Source organism: Rheinheimera baltica DSM 14885, assembly GCF_000425345.1.
Taxonomy (GTDB): domain Bacteria; phylum Pseudomonadota; class Gammaproteobacteria; order Enterobacterales; family Alteromonadaceae; genus Alishewanella; species Alishewanella baltica.
In genome coordinates this window covers 101,055-114,004 of sequence record NZ_AUDG01000008.1, presented here as the reverse complement: position 1 = coordinate 114,004, position 12,950 = coordinate 101,055, and the positions used below count along the sequence as shown (strand labels likewise).

Here is a 12,950-nt window from a genome sequence, read left to right as displayed (position 1 = left end):
ACCTGCATTAATGGTCTGATGAGAAGATTATGGCTAAAATTACCACTGCCGTATTACAGAAAATGAAACAGCAAAGTGACAAGATCACCATGCTGACGGCCTATGATGCCAGCTTTGCTAAATTATTTGCCGAACAAGGCGTCGACGTGCTGTTAATTGGCGACTCACTTGGCATGGTACTGCAGGGGCGCAGCGATACGCTACCAGTAACCATTAGTGACATTGCTTACCATACCCGCGCTGTGCGCGCCGGAGCACCCGATGCATTCGTAATAGCTGATATGCCGTTTATGAGCTATGGCACGTTAGAGCAAACATTACAAAGTGTGGTGCCGCTAATGCATGCCGGAGCTAATATGGTAAAACTGGAAGGGGGTGATTTTTTACTCCCTACCGTAAAAGCGCTAACTGAACGTGGCGTGCCAGTGTGCGGCCATTTAGGCTTAACACCGCAGTCGGTGCATATTTTTGGTGGTTATAAAGTGCAGGGTAAAACCGAAGCAGCCGCCGATGCTATGCTGGCGCAGGCAAAAGCTTTGCAAGATGCGGGTGCCCAATTGCTGGTGCTGGAATGCATTCCTACTGCATTAGCTAAACGCATTACTGATGCTTTAAGCATACCAGTTATCGGTATTGGTGCCGGTAATGTTACCGATGGTCAGGTACTGGTAATGCATGACTTACTCGGTATCAGCAGTGGTTATATTCCAAAATTCTCTAAAAACTATCTGGCACAAACTGGTGAGATTAGAAGCGCAATTGCCGCTTATGTCAGTGAAGTAAAAAGCCAAACCTTTCCTACTAACGACCACAGTTTCTAAGCCCGATGAAGATCATTAACTCTGTTCAAGCCCTGCGGGCGCAAATCAGTGCTTGGCGTCAAAACGGCGAGCGCATTGCCTTCGTACCCACCATGGGCAACTTGCATAATGGCCACTTAACGCTGGTTGATGTGGCAAAAAGCCGCGCTGATCGGGTGATTGTCAGTATCTTTGTTAACCCAATGCAGTTTGGCAAAAATGAAGATCTTGATAATTATCCGCGTACACTGGATGCAGACTGCGCCGGGTTAAGCGCCCACGGCGCGGATGCGGTATTTACGCCAACGCCGCAACTGATGTATCCGCGGGGGTTGGATGTACAAACTTATGTTGACGTGCCACTGCTAGGTGACTTGCACTGCGGTGCCAGCCGTGCCGGCCATTTCCGTGGGGTATCTACCATAGTGTGTAAGCTGTTTAATTTGGTACAGCCCGATATTGCCTGTTTTGGCCAAAAGGATTATCAGCAACTGGCAATTATCCGCCAGATGGTAATCGACTTATCCCTGCCAGTTGAGATTATTGGCGTAGCAACAGAGCGTGCCGAAGATGGCCTGGCATTAAGTTCGCGCAATGGTTACCTTAGTGCAGAACAACGCGCTATCGCGCCGTCGCTGCATACGTTGTTACAACAGTTGCGTAGTCGCATTCTCAATGGTAACCATGATTACCGCAGCTTAGAGCAGCACACTAAACAGCAATTGAATACCGCTGGTTTTACTACAGATTATATTAATATCGCTGACCAAACCGATCTAACCCTGGCCACTTCGGCAGAGCAAGCTAAAGTGATTTTGGCTGCGGCCTGGCTGGGTACCACGCGGCTAATTGATAATATCGAAATCTGAGAGCTAGTTGCTACACCCGGCGCTCAGTCACGCCGGGGTTAGCGGCCAAAACAGTGGCAACAACAGCATTGTAATAATAAATAACAGTAAACTTAGCGGACCACCCACCTTTAAGTAATCAATAAAGCGATAACCGCCCGGCCCCATCACCAGCGTATTGGCTGCATGCGATACCGGGCTAGCCAGGCTGGTAGCCGCTACGGCCACCACCATCATCGCGCTTTGAGCATTTATCCCAAGCGAGCTGCTCAGCATTATGCCAATCGGAGCCATAATCAACACCAGCGCAACGGTTGGAATAACCAGGGTGCCAAGGGTTGTAACCAGATACAACCCTGCCATCACAGCCAGGGGACCAAATTGCCCCAGGCCTGCCAGTACTCCGTTTGCCAACCAGGCTGCTGCACCGGAGTGCTGCATCGCCAACCCCAGTGGCAACATGCCGGCAATCAGAAAAATAGAACGCCAGTCAATGGCGGCATACGCCTGTTCCATGGTTAAACAACGGCTAGCCACCATTAAAGTGGCTGTAAAAATAGCCGCCAGATACACCGGTAATACGCCGGTTACCGTTAGCGCAATCATAAGTAGTATCAGCCCTGCAGCCAGAGGTGCTTTAGCCGCATCGACTGGTTTCAACTGTATTGGATTCATCACTATCAGATGTTCGCTGTCTGTAAGCCTTGCCAACCGCGAGCGCGGGCCAACAATTAATAACGCATCACCGGCTTGCAGCAACATACTGCCCAGCGCAGAGCGATAAGCGCGGCCCTCGCGCCAAATGGCAGACACTTCGACTTTATAACGTTTATCAAGCTGCAGCGCGTTGACACTTTTGCCAAGGTATTTACTGCGCGGGTGTAATGTTGCTTCGACCAGCTCCAGCTTACCTTTAGCGAGTAAATCCAGATACGGCGACATGTCGTCCAGCCGTTCCAGTTCTTTAAAACCGCGCAGAATATCCAGGTCCTCTTCGCCGCCTTGGATCAGCAGTAAGTCCCCTGCTTCCAGCTTATCGTCAGAGTGAAACTGCTGAATAATTTCGCCCTGGCGAAACAAGCCCAGCAAGCGAAAATCAAAGGCATCGCCAAGCCGGTTATCCGCAAAGGTGCAGCCGACCAGCGGGCTGTCAGCCGGTAAGCCCAACACAAACAGCCGCTCGTCCGAATTGTAATGCTGTTTTACTTCGTCAGAACTCAGCACACGCACAGCACTGAAAGCGGTATGCTTATTGATGCCATCTAACGCACCCTGACTGCCCTGCACTAAGATTTTATCGCCAGCAGCCAACAATGTATCAGCCAGCCGGGTGCGCAGTATCTGACCTGCACGCTTTACCGCCAACACATTCAGTTGATAAAGCTCACGAAACCGGTAATGCTGCAACGCTTCCCCCACCAAGCCACTGTCGGCAGCAAGCTCCAGCTCAGCAATTGTACTGGCCGCCAACAACTTTTTATGTAATAACGGGGCTTCGCGCTCAATGGTTAAGGAGTTCCAGCTACGTAGCCGTTCAAAACGGCTGAATTTGCCTTGGGCCAGCAAAATATCACCGGCTTTAAGCACCGTTTGCCCCGATGGCAGGGTAAACGTTTCATTGCCACGCGTTAGGGCGATAACCATTAGCCCGACGGTATTAATCAAGCCGGACTCTTCCAGTGTGTGTCCGGCTAGCAATGACGGTGTAGGCAAACGCAAAGCAAAGATCCGCTCTTGCAGGCTGTATTGATCACTAAGGTTTTTACTGCCCGCCAGGCTGGCACGGTCAGGATCGGTATCAGGCAGCAGGTGACGGCCAATAAAGGCAACAAACAAAGTGCCCGCCAGTAAAACCGGTAAGCCAATCAGCGCAAAATCAAATAAGTGAAAACCATTCTGGCCGGTTTTTTCCAGCGCTATGCTTACCAGTAAGTTAGGCGGTGTGCCAATTAAAGTAATTAGCCCGCCTAGCATGGCGCCAAACGCCATTGGCATTAAGACCTTGGCCGGCGCAATACCACAACGCCTCGCCGCGTCTACAGTTACCGGCAGCAATAAGGCAACCACGCCGATATTACTCATAAAAGCTGATAACACGCCAGCAACCAGCATAATCACTATGATCATCTGTACTTCACTGTTGCCGGACAAGCGGATAACCCTGCGGCCGATGCCATCGGCAATACCGGCGCGGGTTAACCCCTCACTCATAATAAACATGGCCCAAACCGTGATCACAGCCGGATTACTAAAACCACTGACAGCCTCAGCAGGTGATACCAACCCCAACAAGGCCAGCACGCACAACACCAGCAAAGCGACGACATCCATCCGCAGCCAGCCGGTTACAAACAATACAAGAGCTGCAAGCAGCAGAAGTAATACCAGAGCAATGTCAGCTGTCATAATGGCCAGAACAGCAAAAGTAACGGCGTAGCTACAACAACAACCAACAACTCCAAAGGCAAGCCCAAACGCCAGTAATCACCAAATTTAAAGCCGCCTGGGCCCAGTATTAGCGTATTGTTCTGATGGCCTATCGGCGTTAAAAATGCGCAAGATGCCCCTATTGCCACCGCCATCAGGAACGAGTCAGCATTAACGTTCAGCGCCAAAGCAGCACTAATAGCAATAGGGCACATTACAGCTGCTGTAGCCGCGTTATTCATTAAATCAGATAGAAACATAGTAATAATTAATACCATGGCCAGTGCCACTACAGCATTGCCCCGGGCGACATATTCCATCAACAAACTGGCAATTAGCGCTGCGGCACCGGTGGCTTCCATGGCACCTGCTACAGGAATAAGTGCTGCCAGCAGCACTATTACCGGCCAGTCTATCGCGGCATACACTGAGCGCGCAGGCACCGTTTTAAACACCATTGACGCCAGCACGCCCAAAGCAAATGAAATGGCTGCCGGTAGCAAGCCAAAAGCAGCGCCGGCCACTGCAAAAAACATAATTATTCCAGCAAGCACAGCCTGACGTTTATCCGGAATGTTTAACTCTCTTTTTGCCAGGGGCACGCAGCCATAGTCATTGGCGAATTCAAGCACGCTTTCTCTGGTTCCTTGCATCAATAGCAAATCACCCGCTTGCATTCTGAAGTTTCGTAAACGTGACTTTGAACGACCGCCATCACGGGACACTGCCAGCAAATTCAAACTGTAGCGCGAGCGCAACATAATACTGGTAGCTGAACGGCCTTGTAAGCTTGACTCGGGCCGCACGACCAGTTCAATTAACACGATATCTTCACTACTAGACGACTTATTGTCCTGTGCTTTTTGAGCTGTTGAATTTTTACCTGCGGGTTCAGCCTCGTTATTTTTTGCTTGTCCCGCCGACAATTGCTCAACGTCTTGCTGCTCGCTTTTGACCGGCTTATCTACCGTTACTGATTCTTCCAACTCCAGGCCCAAAGCAGATAATACCGCGCCTAATGAGTCAACCTCAGCTTCCAGCACTAAAATATCACCGGCTCGAATCACCCGCCCGCCGCTGGGTGCATTTATTTTCACATCATTGCGGATAAGGCCGACAATTTGCGCACCACTATCATCGAATTCATGTTCTATGTCGACTAAGCGCTTATCAGCAATTTTACTGTTTTCTGTTACTCGCGCTTCGGTCAAATAAGCGCCGGTTTCAAACCCCTCCGTGCCGGCTTGCTTTCGCGCCGGCACCAAACGCCAGGCCAATACCACAAACACGCAGCCTGTCAATGCAACTGCAAGTCCTACCGGGGTAAAATCAAACATCGCAAAACCATTACTGCTTTGCTGTGCACGAAAGCCGGACACTATTAAATTCGGCGGTGTGCCAATCATAGTTGTCATTCCGCCCAAAATAGTACCAAACGCCAGCGGCATCAGGATCCGCCCGGGAGGCACTTCCAGGCGGTTGGCAAGCTGCAGCGCTACCGGCATCAGCAATGCCAGCGCACCGACGTTATTCATGAAACCGGACAGGAGTGCGCCCATACCAACCAGCACCCCCATACTCAGCATAAGTCCGGCATGTTTCGGCATCGCATGCCTGGCAAGCACATCCACCGCGCCAGAGCTTTGCAGGCCTGCACTTAACACCAAAACACATGCCACAGTAATAACGGCAGGATGGCCAAACCCATTAAACGCAATGGCCGGGTCGATAACACCGCAAAGCACACAAGCAAGTAACGCAGCCAGCGCTACCATATCATGGCGCCAGCGGCCCCATAAAAACATGCCGATAGTGAGCAGTAAAATCAGAATAGTCATGCATTGTGCCGCCGTCATAATGCATTCCCTAGGTTGATTAAACTCTGTGCAGCTGCGTTTTACCGGCCACAATGACTCATTAGTAATGTACTACATCAAGGCAGAAAAAATGTCACAGTTCAAATTATAACCATGCTGATGGCTATGCTCTGTAGCCAGGATGTTTAGAGGAAACCTGTTTTATGAAAAAACTTTACGCTAGCCCAAAGTATCCAGATGAACTGCACTGCTTGGCGCGGTTCAGTATCCAGGGCGTTTGATTTGCAGTATTTTCACCTGGATTAATAGTGGCACCAAATTAATACAGGCACTGGGGTTATTTAGGCCGGTGCAGAACAACAATGCGGCTTGCCGCAATACATTAAGCGGCTGTCGCTACTGCAAAGCCGCTATGTCTGGGTGTGAAAATAACATAAACCTAAGGGGTAGCCGTTACCGGCTAAAACTATGGCCTTGAACTATGGCTTGAACTTAGCGGCGTCAATAATGGCCCAGATATGCACTATTACAGCAATAATACCGGGTATCACCAAAAACCAGGTGGCATAACCGGCCACACAGACTAAAAAGAAAATAATCGCCGCTAGAATACGGCCTTGCACCAGCTGACCTAACCCCGGAATAAACACATTACATAAGGCTGCAATCACATTGCCGCCAGACCCCTGACCTGCCATAACTCACTCCTTTTTAATAACGTTAAGCTGCCTACATACCGGCAGACAAGCTTTACTGTTTTAACGTTGCCACAAATTGCTCTGATTGGGCAATGGCTTTATTCATATCATCTATTAACCGGTTAATGTCTTTTTGCACCGAATTAAATTCGCCCTGCAAGGCGCCTATCGCCTTTGCATTTAAGTTATGCTTTAAATACAGGGTATTATCTTTAAGCGATGCCAATACCGGTTGCATACTCTTTTCTGCACGCCGCATGGTTTTCAACAAGCTGTTATATTGCCGTTTGGTATTAGCCAGTTTTCTTGCACTGTCTTGTTTTAGCGAGGTATTGGTGTACTGCTCCAGTTCATCCTGCCACTCGTCAAACAGCGCATCCGCTACAGATTCAATACTATTAATTCGCGCCGATACGTCTTCAGCTGCTGCACTACAAGCCTGAAACTCGCTGTCGGTTGCCTCATAAACCCGCTGTAAGTCGCCACCATCAAATTTAATCAGGCTACTAAATTGCTCCAGTGCTGATTTAAACTGCTGTTGTGCTTCTTGCTGTGACTCCTGTGCCTCTTCTACCCTATCGGCCAGAATATCGCGTTTATGCACGCCCACTTTTTCCATAGCGGAATAATACGCAGTTTGACACGCACTAAGGCTTAGTAATAAAGGCAGTAAAACCAAAAGATAACGCATAAAATCAGTCCGTTGCTATATCATTTTCGACAGATAATAGCCTGTAACGCGGCTAAGGACAAACGGCGTAGATTACGCCGCCAGTTCTTTTGCTAACTGCAGCAGCTTAGGGTAATAGTCTTTATCCAGTTGCGCCAACTGATCTTGCTCTACCAGTACATCATGCAGTATTTGTTCTGTGGTTAACGGATTAGCCAGCACCACACGAAACACAATGGTCTCCTGGCGGTTATAGCGGGCTGGCGTCAGGCGGGTACGAGAGACAAACGACTTACCTTCTTCACGTTGGCGTTTTTGAATAAATTTGGTCAGGCCATTTAGCAATTCATTAAAGCGTTGTAACTGCTCAGCACTGGCTTTAGCCATCGCTTGTTGTACCAGGGCAGGCACGTAGCGGTAGGTTAGCAAGCAAAGTTCTGGCTCGGTAATAAGTTCAAAATCAATATTGTGTTGAATAAGCGTGGCAAAATAGCGGGCTTTTTCCAGACTGCGGTTTATCAAGATTTCATAGCCGTCACGGCCAATCACCTGCAAACAGGCGTGCACCAACATCGCCATACCCGGGCGTGACCCTTCCAGTGTCTGGCTACCGAGATCTTTTGAACCTTTACGCAGAATATACTCAGCATGATGCTCAATGGCATGCGCCGCAGAAGGATGTTTAAACACCACCATGCCGGCTCCCATTGGTACATACATTTGCTTGTGCGCATCAATAGTCACCGAATCTGCACGCTCGATACCTGCAAGCAAATGACGGTATTTGTCGGACAGCAAGGTTGCACCGCCCCATGCCGCATCAACATGAAAGTGACATTGATACTGCTCAGCAATATCAGCCAGTTGATGTAGTGGATCGACATTTCCGGTTTCAGTAGTACCCGCTACACCTACAATAGCCAATACCCTGATATTGGCTGCCTTCAACTCAGCCATTTTATCGGCCAATGCCACAGTATCAATTTTATTATTGGCGTCAGCTTTAACCGCAATCAGCGACTCTCGGCCTATGCCTAACACATCTGCCGCTTTGCCCAAAGAATAATGCCCGCGTTCGGACACCAAAATTGCCAGGCCTTCATAGCCATAGTGTTTCATGGCTTTAAACAAGCCTTCTCGCGCTATACCTTTAAAGTTACCGTCTGCTTTAAGCAACCGGTTTCGTGCTATCCACAACGCGGTGATATTAGCAATGGTACCGCCAGAACAGAATGCACCCAGAGAATGATTCGCGCTGTGCATCCACTTTTTGTAAAAGCCGTCACCTTCGCCATACACCAAATGATGCATCATGCCCAACACTTGACGCTCCATTGGTGTAAAGGCTTTGGAGGTTTCAATTTTCACCAGATTTTGGTTTAACCCCACCATCATTTTTGACAGCGACAACACAAAATAAGGCAGTGCAGACGTCATATGACCAATAAAACTAGGCGCGGCGGTGTGCACCGAATGCGCAACCAGTTTTTGCATCAAGCTTTCGGCGTAGTCAGAAACGAAATTAGGCATTTGTGGAATATGATGAGCCTGAAAGTCACGCTCAATCTGCCATAAAGGTTTTTCTACCGCGACGATACTTTCACGTAAAAAACCGGCCAGGTTCTGTGAAAGATTCTGCTCTATGATGCTCAGTGTAGAGTCAGGCGCTTCCGGCACCGTGAAGATGCGCCAAAGCGCCTCTTCTGACGCAGTTGCCTGTCGTTTGCTCGGTTCGGTCATGCTATTGCTACTCTACATACTGGTTTAGCAGTTACTAAAACGGCCTGGAAAAGGCGGTCACTTTACTGCAAGCGTTGAAAAATGTCTGCAAAAAAATGTCACACTGGCCAGACCGGTTAAGGCGCGATTCAGGCGTAGGCTAACTACGTAAGCCAATGCCGCGATTAATCAAGTACATGGCATAGCTAAACAGCACCACAATAAAGCCCACTACCACTGCTAGCGCTAACCATAAACTGACATCAGTTACACCCAGAAAACCATAGCGAAAAGCATTAACCATGTAGACAACCGGGTTCAGTGCGGCCACATGTTGCCAAAAGCCAGGTAACAAGGTTAACGAGTAAAACACACCGCCAAGGTAGGTTAATGGCGTAAGCACAAATGTTGGTATGATACTGATATCATCGAAGGTCTTGGCATATATCGCATTTATTAGGCCACCAAGTGAAAACAACATAGAGGTTAACGTTACGGTAATAATGATCACGGCTAAATTATGAATTTGGATGGTGACAAAAAATAACGATAAAATGGTTACAATTAACCCCACCAACATGCCCCTGGCCATACCACCGCCAATAAAGCCAAGCACAATAATATAATTGGGTACAGGCGCAACCAATAGTTCTTCCACATTGCGCTGAAACTTAGCACTAAAAAAAGATGACGCAACATTAGAATAGGAATTGGTAATCACCGACATCATTATCAGGCCGGGCACGATAAATTCCATGTAACTGAAACCGCCCATATCACCAATACGCGACCCTATCAGGCTGCCAAAAATGACAAAATACAACGTCATCGTAATGGCCGGTGGCACCAAGGTTTGGATCCAAATGCGTAAAAAACGATTCGTTTCTTTATTTAAAATGCTTTTTACCGCAACGATATAATTGGCCTGGCTCATTGTGCACCTCCACGGCCATGTTCAACCAGGGAGACAAATAACTCCTCCAGCCGGTTTGCTTTGTTGCGCATTGATAACACCTTAATGTCCTGTGCTGTCAGCTGAGCGAAAATAGCATTGAGCCCTTGGGCTTTGTCCACATCAACTTCAATGCTTTGCCCTTCCAACGCGCGCCAGCCAAAGCCATCAAGCTTGATGCCAGAAGGCTCAGCGGCAAGATCCAGTACAAAGGTTTCTTTCGTTAACTTGGCAAGCAAAGATTTCATTGTGGTATTTTCAACAATTTGGCCTTTGTCGATAATGGCAATATTCCGGCACAGCATTTCCGCTTCTTCCAGATAATGCGTGGTTAAAATGATTGTGACCCCCTGCTGATTAATTTTGCGTAAAAACTCCCACATAGAACGCCGCAGTTCAATATCAACACCTGCAGTGGGCTCGTCTAAAATGAGCAGTTTAGGCTCATGCATTAATGCACGGGCAATCATTAAACGTCGCTTCATGCCGCCAGATAGCTCCCGAGCACTGGCCAGGCGTTTTTCCCACAGCCCTAACTGCCCCAGGTATTTTTCCGCCCGCTCTAACGCCAGCGGCTTTGACACACCGTAATAACCAGCCTGATTGACAACAATCTGCAGCACAGTTTCAAACTGATTAAAGTTAAACTCCTGAGGCACTAACCCCAATTGACTTTTCGCAGCTTCCAGTTCGGTATCAATGTCATAACCAAATACTTTCACGCTGCCCTGGGTTTTGTTTACTAGCGCGCTAATTACACCAATAGCTGTACTTTTACCCGCGCCATTAGGGCCTAACATCGCAAAAAAATCGCCCTGCTGTACCTGTAAATTGATACCCCTTAGCGCCACAGTGCCGCTTTTATACACCTTATGCAGGTTTGTTATGTCTAAAGCTAAACTCAATGTTGTTCTCCTGTCTGCGTTGTATTACCGCTATATCCCCAACGACTTAATAACTGATGTGGCACCTTTAAATGGTCTAAAATACGCGCCACCATAAAATCGACTAAATCACTGATTTGCTTAGGTTGATGATAGAAACCAGGCGCTGCAGGCATGATGGTGACCCCCAGTTTGGCCAGTTTCAGTAAGTTTTCAAGATGGATAGCACTAAGCGGGCTTTCACGCGGTACTAAAATAAGCTGGCCGCCTTCTTTAATCACCACATCCGCCGCACGTTCAATTAAGTTATCGCTAGCGCCAACGGCAATACTGGAAACAGTGCCGGTAGAACATGGGCAAATAACCATCTGTTTGGGCGCCGCAGAACCAGATGCTACCGGCGAGAACCAATCATCTTTGCCGTACACTTTTAACAACCCGACATCACAACCAAAATGCGCCAGCAGCATTTGGGTGCATTTCTCCGGTGCAGCAGGAAGTTTAATGTCGTGTTCGGTAGCAAAAACAACTCTGGCGGCACTAGAAACTAACAAATGTACTTTAATGCCTTGCGCCAGCAATAGCTCAAGTAAGCGCCAACCGTAAGGTGCACCGGAAGCCCCGCTAAAAGCCAGCGTAATCTCGTGTGACGTTGTCATTAATGCTCCCATTTGCGTTTTAATGCCGCAATTAGCTTATCGTGAATGCCGCCAAAACCACCATTACTCATTACAACAATGCTGTCACCATGCTGTGCTTGTTCACACAACACACTGACTAACGCATCGATATCCTGTGACAGAGTGGCTTTTGGTGCCAAGGCGCGGCAAAGCGAGTCTAACGACCAATTGGCATTGGCAGGCTCATACAGAAACACCAAATCTGCTAATGCCAAAGACAATGGCAACGCGGCCTGATGCACGCCCATACGCATCGTATTTGAGCGCGGTTCTAGTACGGCAAGTACCCGGTTTTGGCCTACTTTATTTCTAATACCCTGCAAGGTGGTGCTAATCGCTGTTGGATGGTGAGCAAAATCATCATAAACCTTGATATCTGCTACATCAGCTTTTAGCTCCATACGCCGCTTTGGCGCCACAAAACGACCTAACGCTTCCAGTGCAATAGCAACCGGCACGCCGGCGTGGCGCGCTGCAGCAATAGCCATGACGGCGTTATCAACATTATGCTGGCCGCTAAGTTGCCAGTTAAGTTCGCCCAGCATGTTGTCGCAATAATGCAATGAGAAGTGGCTTCCATCACATTGTATTAACTTGGCATGCCAATCTTTACCATAGCTCTGTCGTTCACTCCAACAGCCCATATCCAGCGTTTGCTTAACCGCCACAGTATCTTCCGGTGCCAAAACCAAGCCGTTAGACGGAACCATGCGCAATAAATGATGAAACTGACGCTGAATAGCCGCTAAATCAGGGAAAATATCCGCATGATCATATTCGAGATTATTAATGACCAATGTTCGCGGCCGGTAATGCACAAACTTAGAGCGCTTATCAAAAAATGCGGTGTCATATTCATCTGCTTCAATGACAAAAAACGGTGACTCGCCCAGTCGTGCTGAACAATCGAAGTTTTGCGGTATGCCGCCGATTAAAAACCCGGGCTTTAAACCGGCATAATCTAAAATCCATGCCAGCATGGTGCTGGTAGTGGTCTTGCCGTGGGTGCCCGACACAGCCAGCACCCAACGGTCGTGCAACACCTGTTCTGCCAGCCATTGTGGGCCTGAAGTGTAAGGTAAATTGGTATTTAATACATACTCAACCGCAACATTGCCGCGCGACAAGGCATTACCAATAATAACCAGATCCGGTGTAGGCTCAAACTGCGCGGGGTCCCAGCCTTGGGTTAACTCAATCCCAAGCTGCGCTAACTGAGTACTCATTGGTGGATATACATTAGCGTCAGAGCCGGTAACCTTATGCCCCAGTGCTTTTGCAATAGCCGCAATACCGCCCATAAAGGTGCCGCAAATGCCGAGAATATGAATATGCATATTAATTCCTGAAAATTAGCTGTCGCCATTGTAGCAAATATGAACTTGTTGGCAGTAACAACTGCAATTTGCTGATAAATTCTTTAAAATAGCCAAGCCTTTACTGTCCAAATAATAT

Annotated in this window: 11 protein-coding genes; 2 read left to right on the top strand and 9 right to left on the bottom strand. The window is 48.3% G+C overall.

Annotated features, from left to right (window positions below):
- The first annotated feature begins 29 nt into the window (after positions 1 to 29).
- Both panB and panC read left to right on the top strand, forming a co-directional pair.
- Positions 30 to 821, top strand: coding sequence for a 3-methyl-2-oxobutanoate hydroxymethyltransferase (panB, locus tag H595_RS0105535; RefSeq protein WP_027670314.1), 792 nt, complete (start codon positions 30 to 32; stop codon positions 819 to 821).
- Positions 822 to 826: 5 nt separating this feature from the next.
- A complete protein-coding gene (panC, locus tag H595_RS0105530) occupies positions 827 to 1,669 on the top strand; it encodes a pantoate--beta-alanine ligase (RefSeq protein ID WP_027670313.1) in 843 nt (280 codons plus the stop codon).
- A 27-nt stretch (positions 1,670 to 1,696) separates the two neighbouring features.
- Here the strand turns inward: panC and H595_RS0105525 are convergent, their stop codons facing one another.
- From H595_RS0105525 to mpl, 9 genes are all read right to left on the bottom strand, one after another.
- Positions 1,697 to 4,054, bottom strand: a complete 2,358-nt coding sequence (locus tag H595_RS0105525; RefSeq protein WP_027670312.1) for an SLC13 family permease — start codon at positions 4,052 to 4,054, stop codon at positions 1,697 to 1,699.
- Positions 4,051 to 5,931 carry an SLC13 family permease gene (locus tag H595_RS0105520; RefSeq protein WP_027670311.1) on the bottom strand — a complete coding sequence of 627 codons (1,881 nt, stop codon included), beginning with the start codon at positions 5,929 to 5,931 and terminating at the stop codon, positions 4,051 to 4,053. Before H595_RS0105520 ends, H595_RS0105525 begins: the two co-directional genes overlap by 4 nt.
- 440 nt (positions 5,932 to 6,371) lie before the next feature.
- Complete coding sequence (locus tag H595_RS0105515) at positions 6,372 to 6,590, bottom strand: hypothetical protein (RefSeq protein WP_027670310.1); 219 nt, start codon at positions 6,588 to 6,590, stop codon at positions 6,372 to 6,374.
- 52 nt (positions 6,591 to 6,642) lie between these two features.
- Positions 6,643 to 7,281, bottom strand: a complete 639-nt coding sequence (locus tag H595_RS0105510) for a DUF2959 domain-containing protein (protein WP_027670309.1) — start codon at positions 7,279 to 7,281, stop codon at positions 6,643 to 6,645.
- A gap of 72 nt (positions 7,282 to 7,353) precedes the next feature.
- A complete protein-coding gene (gene panP / locus H595_RS0105505) occupies positions 7,354 to 9,000 on the bottom strand; it encodes a pyridoxal-dependent aspartate 1-decarboxylase PanP (protein ID WP_027670308.1) in 1,647 nt (548 codons plus the stop codon).
- 139 nt (positions 9,001 to 9,139) lie between these two features.
- Positions 9,140 to 9,913 (bottom strand): ABC transporter permease, encoded by a 774-nt coding sequence (locus tag H595_RS0105500; protein WP_027670307.1) that lies wholly within the window; start codon positions 9,911 to 9,913, stop codon positions 9,140 to 9,142.
- Entirely contained in the window at positions 9,910 to 10,836 is a 927-nt protein-coding gene (locus tag H595_RS0105495) for an ABC transporter ATP-binding protein (protein WP_027670306.1), read from the bottom strand. The genes H595_RS0105500 and H595_RS0105495 overlap by 4 nt, the downstream gene beginning before the upstream one ends.
- Positions 10,833 to 11,474, bottom strand: a complete 642-nt coding sequence (locus H595_RS0105490; protein ID WP_027670305.1) for a flavin prenyltransferase UbiX — start codon at positions 11,472 to 11,474, stop codon at positions 10,833 to 10,835. Before H595_RS0105490 ends, H595_RS0105495 begins: the two co-directional genes overlap by 4 nt.
- Positions 11,474 to 12,832 carry a UDP-N-acetylmuramate:L-alanyl-gamma-D-glutamyl-meso-diaminopimelate ligase gene (mpl, locus tag H595_RS0105485; RefSeq protein WP_027670304.1) on the bottom strand — a complete coding sequence of 453 codons (1,359 nt, stop codon included), beginning with the start codon at positions 12,830 to 12,832 and terminating at the stop codon, positions 11,474 to 11,476. The genes H595_RS0105490 and mpl overlap by 1 nt, the downstream gene beginning before the upstream one ends.
- Positions 12,833 to 12,950 lie beyond the last annotated feature (118 nt).